Genomic DNA, 14,914 nt, shown 5'->3' on the forward strand with positions numbered 1-14,914 from the left:
CCGGAAGTAGTTGGGGGTTGCCCCCTGTGAGATATGGAAGTCGCTTAGCTCTAGGGAGTTTAGCTCAGCTGGGAGAGCATCTGCCTTACAAGCAGAGGGTCAGCGGTTCGATCCCGTTAACTCCCATAGGTCCCGTAGTGTAGCGGTTATCACGTCGCCCTGTCACGGCGAAGATCGCGGGTTCGATTCCCGTCGGGACCGTTAGAATAACGTAAGTTATTTTAGACTCGTTAGCTCAGTTGGTAGAGCAATTGACTTTTAATCAATGGGTCACTGGTTCGAGCCCAGTACGGGTCATATATGCGGGTTTGGCGGAATTGGCAGACGCACCAGATTTAGGATCTGGCGCTTAACGGCGTGGGGGTTCAAGTCCCTTAACCCGCATTAAGATATAATAAATGAGCCGGCTTAGCTCAGTTGGTAGAGCATCTGATTTGTAATCAGAGGGTCGCGTGTTCAAGTCATGTAGCCGGCATTTTTAGATAGAAGAAAACAGTGCGAACGTAGTTCAGTGGTAGAACACCACCTTGCCAAGGTGGGGGTCGCGGGTTCGAATCCCGTCGTTCGCTTAGAGAGGCCGGGGTGGCGGAACTGGCAGACGCACAGGACTTAAAATCCTGCGATTGGTAACGATCGTACCGGTTCGATTCCGGTCCTCGGCATAATATAGAGCACCCTTAGCTCAACTGGATAGAGTACCTGACTACGAATCAGGCGGTTAGAGGTTCGACTCCTCTAGGGTGCATTTTTCTTTTTAACTCGGGAAGTAGCTCAGCTTGGTAGAGTACTTGGTTTGGGACCAAGGTGTCGCAGGTTCGAATCCTGTCTTCCCGATTGATTATCTGGGTACCTATGGTACCTTTTTATACTTAACAACTGTAGTGGGTTGAAGAAAAGCTAAGCTCGAGAAAGGACAAAATTTGTCCTTTCTTTTTTGATGTTCAGAGCAATAAAAATCCGTTTTTTGAAGTTTTCAAAGTTCCGAAAACTAAAGGCATTGCGTTTGATAAGTTTAATGAGATTATTAGTCGCTTCTAATTTGGCGTTTGAATAGGGGAGTTGAAGGGCGTTGACGATTTTCTCTTTGTCCTTTAGAAAGGTTTTAAAGACAGTATGAAAAAGAGGATGAATCTGCTTCAAATTGTCCTCAATGAGTCCAAAGAATTTCTCAGACTCCTTATTCTGAAAGTGAAACAGCAAGAGCTGATAGAGATTGTAGTGGTGTTTCAAGTCTTCTGAATAGCTCAAAAGCTTGTCTAGAATCTCTTTATTGGTTAAGTGCATACGAAAAATAGGACGATAAAAACGTTTATCACTCAGTTTACGACTATCCTGTTGAATGAGCTTCCAGTAACGTTTGATGGCTTTGTATTCATGGGATTTTCGCTCAAATTGATTCATGATTTGAACACGGACACGACTCATAGCACGGCTGAGATGTTGGACAATGTGAAAGCGGTCGAGAACGATTTTAGCGTTAGGAAAAAGTTTTCTAGCCAAGTCATAGTAGGGACTAAACATATCCATCGTAATGATTTTCACCTGACAACGAACAGCTCGCTCGTAGCGCAGAAAGTGATTTCTTATGATAGCCTGTGTTCTGCCTTCAAGAACAGTGATGATGTTGAGATTATCAAAATCTTGTGCAATGAAACTCATCTTTCCCTTGGTAAAGGCATACTCGTCCCAAGACATAATCTCTGGAAGACGAGAAAAATCATACTTAAAGTGAAAGTCATATTTCTTCATTAGACTTCCACAATCAGGACAAGAAGGGGCTTCATAATCCAATTTAGCGATGATTTCTTTGTGGGTATCCCTATTGATGATATCTATAATTTGGATATTGGGGTCTTTAATGTCGAGTAGTTTTGTGATAAAATGTAATTGTTCCATATGAATCTTTCTAATGATGGTTTAGTCGCTTTTCATTATAGATGATATGGGACTTTTTTTCTACAACAAAATAGGCCCCATAAGATCCATAGGGGATTTACCCACTACAAATATTATAGAGCCTTTTTAGTTAGAATTATGCTATACTATTTGAAAAGAATCCTGTTTAATGTTCAGGTTTCCTATTAAAAGAAGAATTGGAGTTTGCTTATGAAAGCGATTATAACTGTTGTTGGTAAAGATAAATCCGGAATTGTTGCAGGTGTTTCTGGCAAAATTGCAGAATTAGGATTGAATATTGACGATATCTCTCAAACTGTTTTGGATGAATATTTTACGATGATGGCTGTCGTCTCAAGTGATGAAAAGCAGGATTTTACTTATCTGCGAAATGAGTTTGAAACTTTTGGGCAAACTTTGAATGTGAAAATCAATATTCAGAGTGCAGCGATTTTCGACGCTATGTATAATATCTAGGAGGTGCACATGGATATTAGACAAGTTACTGAAACCATTGCCATGATTGAGGAGCAAAACTTCGATATCAGAACCATTACCATGGGGATTTCTCTTTTGGACTGTATTGATCCAGATATCAATCGTGCTGCGGAGAAAATTTATCAAAAGATTACGAGCAAGGCAGCTAATTTAGTAGCTGTTGGCGATGAAATTGCGGCTGAGTTGGGGATTCCAATCGTTAATAAGCGTGTATCGGTGACTCCTATCTCTTTGATTGGGGCTGCGACAGATGCGACAGACTATGTGGTTCTGGCAAAAGCTCTTGATAAGGCTGCGAAAGAGATTGGTGTGGACTTTATCGGTGGCTTCTCTGCCTTGGTACAAAAGGGTTATCAAAAGGGAGATGAGATTCTCATCAATTCTATTCCTCGCGCCTTGGCTGAAACGGACAAGGTCTGCTCGTCAATCAATATCGGCTCAACCAAGTCTGGTATTAATATGACGGCTGTGGCAGATATGGGACGTGTTATCAAGGAAACGGCTAATCTATCAGATATGGGAGCGGCCAAGTTGGTTGTATTCGCTAATGCTGTTGAGGACAATCCATTTATGGCGGGTGCCTTCCATGGTGTTGGGGAGGCAGATGTTATCATCAATGTCGGAGTTTCTGGTCCTGGTGTGGTAAAACGTGCCTTGGAAAAAGTTCGTGGACAGAGCTTTGATGTAGTAGCCGAAACAGTTAAGAAGACTGCCTTCAAGATCACTCGTATCGGTCAATTGGTTGGTCAAATGGCCAGTGATAGACTAGGTGTGGAGTTTGGTATTGTGGACTTGAGTTTGGCGCCAACTCCTGCGGTTGGAGATTCTGTTGCACGTGTCCTTGAAGAAATGGGGCTAGAAACAGTTGGTACGCATGGGACGACGGCTGCCTTGGCTCTCTTGAATGACCAAGTTAAGAAGGGCGGAGTGATGGCCTGCAACCAAGTTGGTGGTTTGTCTGGTGCCTTTATCCCTGTTTCAGAGGATGAAGGAATGATTGCTGCAGTGCAAAATGGCTCTCTCAATTTGGAAAAACTAGAAGCTATGACGGCTATCTGTTCCGTTGGTTTGGATATGATTGCCATTCCGGAGGATACACCTGCTGAAACCATTGCGGCTATGATTGCAGATGAAGCTGCAATTGGTGTCATTAACATGAAAACAACAGCTGTTCGTATTATTCCAAAAGGAAAAGAAGGCGACATGATTGAGTTTGGTGGCCTATTAGGAACTGCGCCTGTTATGAAAGTCAATGGGGCTTCGTCTGTCGATTTCATCTCTCGCGGTGGACAAATTCCAGCACCAATTCATAGTTTTAAAAATTAAGAAAATAGGAGAAATTTTAAGTTCTATTTAAGGTTGGATGTGTATACTATAATCATTAAATAAAGACCTCCTAATATTATTTGAAACAGATAACTCTGATTTAGTTTGAATTTGATTTTCATCTAATATCTTTATTTAATAGAACTCCTAAACTTTTTCATAATAATCTCCTGCAAAAGTCGCCTGTATGGGTGGCTTTTGTTTTATCATCCATGATATAATAGAAGCAAACGGAGGACGGAAAATGGTAAAAGTACGATTGTATTTGGTACGTCATGGCAAGACCATGTTTAACACGATTGGTCGAGCGCAAGGTTGGAGCGATACTCCCTTAACAGCTGAAGGTGAACGAGGGATTCAAGAATTAGGAATCGGTTTGCGAGAATATGGTCTACAGTTTGAGCGCGCTTATTCCAGTGATTCTGGTCGCACCATTCAGACCATGGGAATTATCCTTGAAGAACTTGGCTTGCAGGGGAAAATACCTTATCGCATGGATAAGCGTATCAGAGAATGGTGTTTTGGTAGCTTTGATGGAGCCTACGATGGTGATCTTTTCATGGGTATTATTCCTCGTATCTTTAATGTGGACCACGTTCATCAATTGTCTTATGCTGAACTGGCTGAGGGTTTGGTAGAGGTCGATACAGCTGGTTGGGCTGAAGGTTGGGAAAAACTCAGTGGCCGCATCAAAGAAGGTTTTGAAGCGATTGCCAAAGAAATGGAAGAACAAGGTGGGGGCAACGCTCTTGTTGTCAGCCATGGAATGACCATTGGAACCATTGTTTATCTGATTAATGGCATGCATCCGCATGGTCTAGATAATGGTAGCGTAACGATCCTTGAATATGAGGACGGCCAGTTTAGAGTTGAGGTTGTTGGTGACCGTAGTTACCGAGAACTAGGACGGGAGAAGATGCAAGAGACAAATAGTTAATAGAAGTTAGCTCTAAATGTGAGCTAATTTTTTATACTGATAAATAAGCCCAGATTTGCGATTCAGTCTTTCTTGCCATCCAAGCCCAAAAGAACATTTCTCGTCTTTCAAATTCCCTCAAAAATGGTATAATAGTAACATCACAAAATTGGAGAGAGACCATGAGTTTTTACAATCATAAAGAAATTGAGCCTAAGTGGCAGGGCTACTGGGCAGAACATCATACATTTAAGACAGGGACAGATGCATCAAAACCGAAGTTTTATGCTCTCGATATGTTCCCTTATCCGTCTGGAGCGGGTCTGCACGTAGGACACCCAGAAGGTTATACTGCAACTGACATCCTCAGCCGTTACAAACGTGCGCAAGGTTACAATGTCCTTCACCCAATGGGTTGGGATGCTTTTGGTTTGCCTGCAGAGCAATATGCTATGGATACAGGTAATGACCCAGCAGAGTTTACAGCGGAAAATATTGCCAATTTCAAACGACAAATCAATGCGCTTGGATTTTCTTATGACTGGGATCGTGAAGTCAATACAACAGATCCAAACTACTACAAGTGGACGCAATGGATTTTCACCAAGCTTTACGAAAAAGGTTTGGCCTATGAAGCGGAAGTACCAGTAAACTGGGTTGAGGAACTAGGAACAGCTATCGCCAACGAAGAAGTCCTTCCTGACGGAACATCTGAGCGTGGAGGCTATCCAGTTGTCCGCAAACCAATGCGCCAATGGATGCTCAAAATCACGGCCTACGCAGAGCGCTTGCTCAATGACTTAGATGAACTAGATTGGCCAGAGTCTATCAAGGATATGCAACGCAACTGGATTGGGAAATCAACTGGTGCTAATGTAACCTTCAAAGTTAAGGGAACAGACAAGGAATTCACAGTCTTTACAACTCGTCCTGATACCCTTTTCGGTGCGACTTTCACTGTTTTGGCTCCTGAGCATGAATTGGTTGACGCTATCACAAGTCTAGAGCAAGCAGAGGCTGTAGCAAACTACAAACACCAAGCTAGCTTGAAATCAGACTTGGCTCGTACAGACCTTGCCAAAGAAAAAACTGGTGTTTGGACTGGTGCTTATGCTGTAAACCCTGTTAACGGTAAAGAAATCCCAATCTGGATTGCCGACTACGTATTGTCTAGCTATGGAACAGGTGCTGTCATGGCTGTGCCTGCCCACGATCAACGTGACTGGGAATTTGCTAAACAATTTGACCTTCCAATCGTAGAAGTGCTTGAAGGTGGAAACGTTGAAGAAGCTGCCTACACAGAAGATGGACTTCATGTCAATTCAGACTTCCTAGATGGATTCAACAAAGAAGACGCTATTGCCAAGATTGTGTCTTGGTTAGAAGAAAAAGGCTGTGGACAAGAGAAGGTTACCTACCGTCTCCGCGACTGGCTCTTTAGCCGCCAACGTTACTGGGGTGAGCCAATTCCAATTATTCATTGGGAAGATGGAACTTCAACAGCCGTCCCTGAAAATGAATTGCCACTTGTCTTGCCTGTAACCAAGGACATCCGCCCTTCAGGTACAGGCGAAAGTCCACTAGCTAACTTGACAGACTGGCTTGAAGTGACTCGTGAAGATGGTGTCAAGGGTCGTCGTGAAACAAATACTATGCCACAATGGGCTGGTTCAAGCTGGTACTACCTTCGCTATATTGACCCACACAATACTGAGAAATTGGCTGATGAGGACCTCCTCAAACAATGGTTGCCAGTAGATATCTACGTGGGTGGTGCGGAACATGCTGTACTTCACTTGCTTTACGCTCGCTTCTGGCACAAATTCCTCTATGACCTCGGTGTCGTTCCAACTAAGGAACCATTCCAAAAACTCTTTAACCAAGGAATGATTTTGGGAACAAGCTACCGTGACCATCGTGGTGCGCTTGTAGCGACTGACAAGGTCGAAAAACGTGACGGTTCTTTCTTCCATGTGGAAACAGGGGAAGAGTTGGAGCAAGCACCAGCCAAGATGTCTAAATCACTCAAGAATGTTGTTAACCCAGACGACGTAGTGGAACAATATGGTGCTGATACCCTTCGTGTTTATGAAATGTTCATGGGGCCACTTGATGCTTCAATCGCTTGGTCAGAAGAAGGTCTGGAAGGAAGCCGTAAGTTCCTTGATCGTGTTTACCGTTTGATCACAAGTAAAGAAATCGCTACGGAAAACAATGGCGCTCTTGACAAGGTCTACAATGAAACAGTCAAATCTGTCACTGAGCAAATCGAGTCTATGAAATTCAACACAGCCATTGCCCAACTTATGGTCTTTGTCAACGCTGCTAACAAGGAAGACAAACTCTATGTGGACTACGCCAAAGGCTTTATCCAATTGATTGCTCCATTTGCACCTCACTTGGCAGAAGAGCTCTGGCAAACTGTTGCAGCAACAGGTGAGTCAATCTCTTACGTGGCTTGGCCAACTTGGGACGAAAGCAAATTAGTTGAAGACGAAATCGAAATAGTCGTCCAAATTAAAGGAAAAGTCCGCGCTAAACTCATGGTAGCTAAAGACTTGTCACGCGAAGAATTACAAGAAATTGCTCTCTCTGATGAAAAAGTCAAAGCAGAGATTGACGGTAAGGAAATCGTGAAAGTGATTGCGGTACCGAATAAACTCGTTAATATTGTAACGAAGTAACCAATTTATTTGCTGGTTTCAAATCTCGGACAGTTTGCTAAACTGTTTGAGCCAGTTAAACTCGTCAATACCGTTTTGAAATAAGATAGGAATCCTTCAGAGTAGAATCTGGGGGATTTTTTATTTGACAGGAAGTTTCTGTTTTGTTAATATGATTAACAAAGGAAAGAGAGATTATGGATAAAAAAGAATTTATTGCATTTAATAATCGTTTCAATAGATTTATTTTAGCGTTTGACCAGTTAAAAAAAAATCAACATAAAAGTGGTGTTGACAAATCCATTACTTTGAATGAGGTACATTTGATTGTTGTGATTGGGGAAAATCAGCCCTTAAATCTAGTAAAATTATCTGAAATATTAGAAGTTTCAAGAAGTGCAATAACTCAAAGTGTTAGGAGATTGATTCAAAAAAATTTAGTTGTTTTTGATTTTGATCCGAATAATGGGAAAAATAAATATTTGAGATTATCTGAAAAAGGCATCGAAATTTTTAAAATCCATAAGGAGCAACAAGCATATATTGAAAAATCAATCTTTTCAGTTTTAAACAACTATAGCGAGGTGGAACTTAAAACAGTTGTGAAATTGATGGATGATATTGAAAAGGTGTGGAGAGAATTACCGTGGTAAAAGTCACGGTAAATTTCAAATATAATTGTTAAGCGAATTAACAAAAAGGAGAAGATATGACTGTAAACATAGAACTGATTTCACAAACAGATTTAGCGGATGAATCTTTTTATATTGCTATCAATGGTTTAGAACCAAGGGCAATGTATTGTGTAGAAATGTACCTGTCTGATTATTACTGTATAAATGCTCCCTTGCTTTTAGATCATGATGTTATATGGAAATCAACCGCAATTTTTTTATCTGATCAGGACGGTATGATTGATACCTCTCAGACAGCATCTATTTCGGGATCTTATAAAGGAGTTTCAGAAATGGGATTATTCTTTAATGCGAAACCGTTGAAGAATAGGAAAAGGAGATTACCGAGTTCTCTTGATAGAATTCCATTACGAGATTGTTTTGGTGTTGAAATTAAAATCAGGCTGGGGAAAGATATGGTCGCGGAGCAAAGTTTTGTAAGGCGTTATATGAATCTGGGAGTAAGATATCAAGATATCTATGACAAGCATTTTCAAGGTCGATTATTTTATGATGAAAAGTTAAGAAGGGCGCCAGCCGTGATTATTGTTAGCGGTAGTGAGGGAAGAATTGAAAAAGCTCAAAATATTGCCCAACTTTTATCTTCAAGAGGCTATATTTGTCTTGCGATAGCTTATTTTGGTTTAGAGGGATTACCCCAAAATTTAGAACGAATTCCGATAGAATGTCTGGAAGAGGCGAAAGATTTTCTATATCATCATCCTCAAGTTGATAATACAAAAATAGGAATATATGGTCGCTCTAAAGGAGCAGAGCTTGTTCTGGCTGGACAAAGTATTTTGGATGATGTGCAATGTTTAGTACTCAATTCTCCCTCAAATGTAATATTTGAGGGAATAAAGGGAAAACTCAATTCTAATTCATCTTCTTGGACATATTTGCAAAAAGAACTTCCGTATCAAAAATTTCAGTTAGGAAATTACTTGTTAAACAAGTTTTTTGGAAAACATATTCCTGAAGATAGTAGGGCCCAGATTGATGTGAGTAAAATTTCCTCTCCTTTATTATTACTAGGAAGCGATGTTGATGAAATATGGAATGCATCATCCGCGATAGATGATATCATTTCACATTATAAAGGGGAATCCATTTTGTTTAAAAAATACCATGAAACAGGGCATATGTTGACGGTTGCTTATCAACCGAATCATCGTTATCGAAAAGATTGGCGCTTATTAATGAAAGAAAGTGTAGACTCTTGGTTTGCTACGATAAGTTTTTTTGATACACATCTGAAGAATTTGTAGATAGTCCTGAACCGTACTATAATAGTCCCAACTAAGATAAAAACACAGTTCTGGTTGGTAGTCCAGTCTACAAAAGCAAACACTAAAACAAGAGAAATTTGAATACAAACAGTAAAAACGTAGAGAGAAGTACAAGAGTTACTAGTGACTTTCTCTTTCATAAAATAGAACAGCTCTTCTCGGATAAAAAGAGCTGTTTTTTGCTTGTATTGAAAATTCTTTTCATAGATTATTTCCTAATGGATTTACTTGTCGTTAAAAATTTGGCTAATGGAAGTTTCAAATTCAGGACAATACTTACTTGCTTCAAATTCAATCATATCATATTCAGCAGTTTCATTTTGATAGAAGGGATTGTGTGTCATGATTTCTAGTTAATTTTTTATTGTTTGATTTGGCGAGAATAATACTACCGATTCTTGAATTTTTCGGTCAGATGCGGTAAAACATCTCTTTTATAGCGCATATTTAAAAATATAATGTGTTTTTGTAAGTGTTTTTAAGCTTCATTTAGCAATTCGGTAGGAGAAAAATGGCTGTAGCCTTCTCTACTTTAACTTAACCCTAATTATCTCACCACTTAACCTTTTATTTTAACCACTTATCTCAAAAGTCGATTTTTCTGTCATTATTTTTGTTAAACTAGTGAGATAAAAGGAGGGAAGAAATATGATTTTACAAGCTAAACATTTGACTAAACGGTACGGTACTCATATGGCTGTCGATGATATTCAGTTAGAGTTTGAAAAAGGAAGTTTCAATGCTATTTTGGGACCCAATGGTGCAGGAAAATCAACCACCATTTCCATGTTAATCGGTTTGAAAAAGCCGACACAAGGTCAGATTCGCTATGCGCCAAATACGAAAATCGGAGTTGTTTTTCAAGCTAGTGTACTGGATGAGATGTTGACGGTTAGGGAAAATCTTACGATTCGTGCTCAACAGTATAAGGAGATTGCAGCAAGTCGTGTGGATGATTTGATCCATCAACTAGGTTTGACTGCTTTCCAGAAGCAACTATATGGGACTTTGTCAGGTGGGCAAAAACGTAGGGTTGATATTGCGCGTGCTCTTCTTTCACAGCCAGATATTCTTTTCTTAGATGAACCAACGACAGGTCTAGATATTCAGACTCGCAAAACCATTTGGGATTTACTGTCTCGACTACAAAAGGATGAAGGGATGACTATTATCTTAACGACTCATTATCTGGATGAAGCGGATGAAGCGGATCAGATTTATATCGTTGATCATGGGAAAGTGATTGCGAAAGGTTCTGCGACGGCTATTAAAAGTCAGTATGCATCCAATATCCTAAAAATTCGTTTTAAAGAAATGAAGGATTTAGAAAAGTTGCTACAGACTGGAATGACAGTAAAGGAAGAAAATGAGATGGAATATCTTTTTTATCCAAGGACGTCACAGGAAGCCATTGAATATTTGGCAAAAGTTCGAGAAGAAATTGATTCTTTTGAGTTTCGTTCAGGTACTATGGATGATGCCTTTATTGCACTTACAGGAAGAGAGGTTCGCTAATGTTAGCTTTATTGAAACGGAATTTTATCTTATATTTTCGTAATCGTTCAGGAGTATTTTTCTCATTATTGGGGGCATTGATTTCCTTCTTCCTTTATATCATTTTTTTGCAGAAGAACTTGACAGACGCTTGGTCCCAACTCCCTGATAATACGAAGCTTTTAAATAACTGGCTGATGGGTGGGACCTTGGCTGTGACTGGGATTACAACCAGTTTTACGGCTCTTACACAAATGGTACAGGATCGTGAAAATCAAGTAGATCAAGATCTTTTCTTGACAGATTTAGGTAGCTGGGGTTTACAGGTGTCCTATCTAATCAGTAGTATTATCATTTCTTTTGTCATGCAGGTGTTTATGTTTGCTGTTATGGGGATTTATTTTAAAGAAAGTCCAGTTATCAGTCATTTACCGGAAATTGCTTTGATTATGTTGTTAAGTAGTCTGCTTTCAAGTTTGATAAATATTCTCTTGATTTACCGTTTTCGATCTGTAGATAGTCTTGGCAAACTGGCAACTATAGTGGGAACTGCTTCTGGATTTTTAGTAGGAACTTATGTCCCTATTGGAGTTTTACCTGATTTTGCACAGATTATCATGAAGTGTACCCCTGCAACTTATATTGCTTCTCTTTATCGACAAATTTTAATGAAAGAGCAATTAGAGACCGCATTCACAGGAAATAGCAGATTATTAAAGGAATTTCAAGAAAAAATGGGACTCCAAATCAACTGGCAAGAACTATTGACAAAGGAAGAGACATACTTTATAGTGGTTATTATCAGTCTCGTCGCTATTCTTCTTTGGCTTTTATTTGTTAAAGTATTTAGCAAGAGAAAATAAAAGTATATTGGAGAGAAAATGAAGATTCGTTTTGAAATGAAGGCAGAGTTCTCAGAAAAGGACCCACATATTGTAATTCAGGCAGCTCAGTTAACCGACCAAGCAAGGGAAGTCATGGAGTATTTAGAACAATTTTCAACGACCAATCAGGTGGTCATTCCTATTCGAACGGATGATCATCTGGTTATGGTGAAAATTGAGGATCTTATTCTAGCTGATATTGACAAGAATTTATTAACCATTTATACGGTAGACGGAATTTATAAAACTAAGGAAACATTGACAAACTTTCAGAATCGGATTAATCGGCGTAACTTTATACAGATATCGCGCCATTCAATTATAAACATTGATCATTTAGAGTCATTATCGGATAGTTTTTCAGGGAACATGATGGCTAAAATGACTCGGGGCATCAAATCTAGTGTGAGTCGGAAATACGTTAAGTCCTTAATGAATTATCTAGGTTTATAGGAGAAAATCATGAAACGATTAATTGATTATTTTGTATCGGGAATGCGTACGGCTTCCTTCTTTTATTTGAGTATGATGTTATTAGCTCAGTGTTATCCAGGTATTACCTATCCTGAACCAATGATAAAAAATATTCTAGCTCTGTTTTTAATGGGTGGAATTATGGGGGTATTGACTTTAATACTTGAAAAGCTAGAGTTTCTTGCTTTTAGTATACGCGTAGGAGTTCATTTATTAGTGACAGCTACTATTTTAGTATTGACCTCTCTATTTTTTGGTTGGGGTTCAGCCTTGTGGAGTCCCTTGCTTTGGTTCTTTTTCTTGTTAATTTATGGATTGATATGGTTGTATCAAATCTGGCAAACTCACAAACTCACCCAACGAATTAATCAAGCCTTAGAGGATAAAAGACAGAAAACGGGTCACTAATATAGTGTTGAGGATGAAGTTTGAAGACAGTGCCAGTTTCCAAAGAGAACAATTTGTGATATAGTATTTTCAGCGTAAAACAAGGAGAAGAAAAATGCCAGTAAACGAATATGGTCAGATGATTGGTGAGTCAATGGAAGGTTATACACCCGGTGCACTGCCTTCTATTGATTTCTTAGAAGGGCGTTATGCTCGAATAGAGGCTCTCTCGATAGAAAAGCATGCGGAGGATTTATTAGCTGTTTATGGCCCTGATACGCCTCGGGAGATGTGGACTTACCTCTTTCAGGAGCCAGTAGCAGACATGGAGGAACTGGTCAGCCTTTTAAATCAGATGTTGGCTCGTAAGGACCGTTTTTACTATGCAATTATAGATAGGTCAACTGGTAAGGCTTTGGGAACTTTTTCTCTCATGCGCATTGATCAGAATAACCGAGTGATAGAAGTGGGGGCGGTCACTTTTTCTCCAGAGCTCAGGGGAACACGGATAGGAACTGAAGCCCAGTATCTCCTCGCTCACTATGTTTTTGAAGAACTCCACTATCGTCGCTATGAGTGGAAATGTGATTCTCTTAATTTGCCATCCAGACGAGCTGCGGAGCGTTTGGGATTTATTTATGAAGGAACCTTCCGTCAGGCAGTGGTTTATAAGGAGCGTACGAGGGATACGGATTGGTTGTCTATGATTGATAAGGACTGGCCCAAAGTCAAATCTCGTTTGATAGCATGGCTGACTCCTGAAAACTTTGATAAAAATGGACAGCAGTACAAGAGCTTGAGAGAGCTTTAATAGGTGTTGAGATGATTACTATTAAAAAGCAAGAAATTGTCAAGCTAGAGGATGTCTTGCATCTCTATCAGGCTGTCGGTTGGACAAATTATACCCATCAACCAGAGATGCTGGAGCAGGCCTTATCTCATTCATTAGTGATTTATGTGGCGCTTGATGGCGATGCTGTGGTGGGCTTGATTCGTTTGGTTGGAGATGGATTCTCATCAATACTGGTTCAGGATTTAATCGTTTTACCTATCTATCAGCGTCAAGGGATAGGCAGTGCTTTGATGAAAGAGGCTTTAGAGGATTACAAAGATGCCTATCAAGTCCAGCTGGTGACAGAACAGACAGAAAGAACCTTGGAATTCTATCGTTCTATGGGCTTTGAAATCTTATCCACCTATAATTGTATAGGTATGACTTGGGTGAATCGTAAAAAATAACAAAACTTGTTTTTTCTTAAGCAAAGTTTAAGGCTGGTCTAGTATTATATAGTCATTAAATAAAGACCTCCTAACTTTATTTAATGAAATCCTAAAACTTTTTTCATCATAATCTCCTAATGAAGTCACCCAATCAGGTGGCTTTTTTGTAGGGTGAGGTGATGCTGATAGAAATTTTTTTAAAAATGGTAGAATTTGAGAAAAGTTAAGCTAGTTTTAAGTTTCGTCTAGTATTATATAGTCATTAAATAAAGACCTCCTAACTTTATTTAATAAAATCCTAAACTTTTCTTTTTCATAATAATCTCCCTTAACTCCACCCAATCAGGTGGAGTTTTTTGGCTCTATTTCAGGCTTTTGGGGACTATTCTAAAAATCATTTTTCGATATTTTTCTGATTTTGGTCGGGGAATTGGCGGGAATCTTTTTAGCGAATATGACTAAGAAATAGGTCTGTTGCTATTTAAGTGAATTCAACCTTAATTTGATTGTAGGTGACTGTTAATTGAAGGACTGGAACTGCTGTAATAATGATTTTGCTTGTCCAGTAGTGGCGTATTAAATGAGGAGTGACATGTAAGATTGTCTCTTCGTTTACTAAATCAAAATTTCTATGAAATTGATAGAATCCCTAACTTTCTCTTAAACTTGAAAGTCTTGTTGTAAAGCGGTTAAAGCTTGAGAAGCTGAGAATGTAAAGTTTTGACAAATTTTGTCAACTGTGGGATAATAAAAGGGAATTAAGTATTGTGTCTATATCATAGGCTAGAAAAGACCCCAAGCTCACGTCCAAATAAGCTTGGGGTCTTTTTGACACTATTTGTTCTTGTTTATCCATTTATCGACTAAGCGAAGAACGACACCGACCACAATTGGTCCGATGATAGTTTTAAGTATTGTATCCATCATGGGCTAATTCACCTCCTCTAGCAGGCGGTGTAGAAGTGCCGAACAATATTATACCATAAAAGAGAAATTGGGCAAAAACTCAATTTCAGGAGAAAATGAAGTAAATCTTTCCACAATAAAACGCATAGTATCAAGTTTTGAACTGCCCCCCAAAAGTTAGACAGAAAAAATCTAACTTTTGGGGTGTTTTTATCATGAAATTAACTTATGATGATAAAGTTCAGATCTATGAACTTAGAAAACAAGGATATAGCTTAGAGAAGCT

The 14,914-nt window shown here is 39.3% G+C and carries 14 protein-coding genes, 9 tRNA genes and 1 pseudogene; 22 read left to right on the top strand and 2 right to left on the bottom strand.

The window, feature by feature from the left end; all coding sequences use genetic code 11:
• The first annotated feature begins 53 nt into the window (after window positions 1-53).
• The 9 genes from GEZ85_RS08245 (at window position 54) to GEZ85_RS08285 (ending at window position 834) form a co-directional block, all read left to right on the top strand.
• Window positions 54-126, top strand: a tRNA-Val gene (locus GEZ85_RS08245).
• Between the two features lie 2 nt (window positions 127-128).
• A tRNA-Asp gene (locus GEZ85_RS08250) sits at window positions 129-201 on the top strand.
• A 23-nt stretch (window positions 202-224) separates the two neighbouring features.
• Window positions 225-297 (top strand) — tRNA-Lys (locus tag GEZ85_RS08255).
• 5 nt (window positions 298-302) lie between these two features.
• Window positions 303-384, top strand: a tRNA-Leu gene (locus tag GEZ85_RS08260).
• A gap of 18 nt (window positions 385-402) precedes the next feature.
• A tRNA-Thr gene (locus GEZ85_RS08265) sits at window positions 403-475 on the top strand.
• Window positions 476-497: 22 nt separating this feature from the next.
• Window positions 498-569 (top strand) — tRNA-Gly (locus tag GEZ85_RS08270).
• A 7-nt stretch (window positions 570-576) separates the two neighbouring features.
• Window positions 577-662 (top strand) — tRNA-Leu (locus GEZ85_RS08275).
• Window positions 663-671: 9 nt separating this feature from the next.
• Window positions 672-745 (top strand) — tRNA-Arg (locus tag GEZ85_RS08280).
• A 15-nt stretch (window positions 746-760) separates the two neighbouring features.
• Window positions 761-834 (top strand) — tRNA-Pro (locus tag GEZ85_RS08285).
• 63 nt (window positions 835-897) lie between these two features.
• Here GEZ85_RS08285 and GEZ85_RS08290 read toward each other — a convergent pair.
• Window positions 898-1,896: an ISL3 family transposase gene (locus GEZ85_RS08290; RefSeq protein WP_153210017.1), complete on the bottom strand. Its 999-nt coding sequence runs from the start codon at window positions 1,894-1,896 to the stop codon at window positions 898-900.
• A 210-nt stretch (window positions 1,897-2,106) separates the two neighbouring features.
• Here GEZ85_RS08290 and GEZ85_RS08295 point away from each other — a divergent pair, with 210 nt between their 5' ends.
• From GEZ85_RS08295 to GEZ85_RS08355, 12 genes are all read left to right on the top strand, one after another.
• Window positions 2,107-2,373, top strand: a complete 267-nt coding sequence (locus GEZ85_RS08295) for an ACT domain-containing protein (protein WP_045612362.1) — start codon at window positions 2,107-2,109, stop codon at window positions 2,371-2,373.
• Window positions 2,374-2,382: 9 nt separating this feature from the next.
• Window positions 2,383-3,720 (top strand): PFL family protein, encoded by a 1,338-nt coding sequence (locus GEZ85_RS08300; RefSeq protein ID WP_153210018.1) that lies wholly within the window; start codon window positions 2,383-2,385, stop codon window positions 3,718-3,720.
• 244 nt (window positions 3,721-3,964) lie between these two features.
• A complete protein-coding gene (locus GEZ85_RS08305) occupies window positions 3,965-4,657 on the top strand; it encodes a histidine phosphatase family protein (RefSeq protein WP_153210019.1) in 693 nt (230 codons plus the stop codon).
• A 161-nt stretch (window positions 4,658-4,818) separates the two neighbouring features.
• On the top strand, window positions 4,819-7,320 hold the full coding sequence (gene leuS / locus GEZ85_RS08310; RefSeq protein ID WP_153210020.1) for a leucine--tRNA ligase: 2,502 nt from the start codon (window positions 4,819-4,821) through the stop codon (window positions 7,318-7,320).
• Window positions 7,321-7,496: 176 nt separating this feature from the next.
• Window positions 7,497-7,952: a MarR family winged helix-turn-helix transcriptional regulator gene (locus tag GEZ85_RS08315; protein WP_153210021.1), complete on the top strand. Its 456-nt coding sequence runs from the start codon at window positions 7,497-7,499 to the stop codon at window positions 7,950-7,952.
• 56 nt (window positions 7,953-8,008) lie between these two features.
• Window positions 8,009-9,241 (top strand): acyl-CoA thioesterase/BAAT N-terminal domain-containing protein, encoded by a 1,233-nt coding sequence (locus GEZ85_RS08320; protein WP_153210022.1) that lies wholly within the window; start codon window positions 8,009-8,011, stop codon window positions 9,239-9,241.
• A gap of 669 nt (window positions 9,242-9,910) precedes the next feature.
• Window positions 9,911-10,777 carry an ABC transporter ATP-binding protein gene (locus tag GEZ85_RS08330; RefSeq protein ID WP_153210023.1) on the top strand — a complete coding sequence of 289 codons (867 nt, stop codon included), beginning with the start codon at window positions 9,911-9,913 and terminating at the stop codon, window positions 10,775-10,777.
• Complete coding sequence (locus GEZ85_RS08335; RefSeq protein ID WP_153210024.1) at window positions 10,777-11,619, top strand: ABC transporter permease; 843 nt, start codon at window positions 10,777-10,779, stop codon at window positions 11,617-11,619. Before GEZ85_RS08330 ends, GEZ85_RS08335 begins: the two co-directional genes overlap by 1 nt.
• Window positions 11,620-11,637: 18 nt before the next feature.
• Entirely contained in the window at window positions 11,638-12,093 is a 456-nt protein-coding gene (locus GEZ85_RS08340) for a LytTR family DNA-binding domain-containing protein (RefSeq protein ID WP_000701930.1), read from the top strand.
• A gap of 9 nt (window positions 12,094-12,102) precedes the next feature.
• Entirely contained in the window at window positions 12,103-12,522 is a 420-nt protein-coding gene (locus tag GEZ85_RS08345; protein ID WP_004255183.1) for a DUF3021 domain-containing protein, read from the top strand.
• A 94-nt stretch (window positions 12,523-12,616) separates the two neighbouring features.
• A complete protein-coding gene (locus GEZ85_RS08350) occupies window positions 12,617-13,312 on the top strand; it encodes a GNAT family N-acetyltransferase (RefSeq protein WP_153210025.1) in 696 nt (231 codons plus the stop codon).
• A gap of 11 nt (window positions 13,313-13,323) precedes the next feature.
• Window positions 13,324-13,740: a GNAT family N-acetyltransferase gene (locus GEZ85_RS08355; RefSeq protein WP_061589611.1), complete on the top strand. Its 417-nt coding sequence runs from the start codon at window positions 13,324-13,326 to the stop codon at window positions 13,738-13,740.
• An 816-nt stretch (window positions 13,741-14,556) separates the two neighbouring features.
• On the opposite strand, the gene GEZ85_RS08360 is transcribed toward GEZ85_RS08355, so the two are convergent.
• Window positions 14,557-14,649, bottom strand: coding sequence for a type I toxin-antitoxin system Fst family toxin (locus tag GEZ85_RS08360; protein ID WP_084888247.1), 93 nt, complete (start codon window positions 14,647-14,649; stop codon window positions 14,557-14,559).
• A gap of 194 nt (window positions 14,650-14,843) precedes the next feature.
• Here GEZ85_RS08360 and GEZ85_RS08365 point away from each other — a divergent pair.
• Window positions 14,844-14,914 (top strand): annotated as a pseudogene (locus GEZ85_RS08365) (transposase); the annotation flags it as partial.

The sequence above is a fragment of the Streptococcus mitis genome, from assembly GCF_009496205.1.
Taxonomy (GTDB): Bacteria; Bacillota; Bacilli; order Lactobacillales; family Streptococcaceae; genus Streptococcus; species Streptococcus mitis_BN.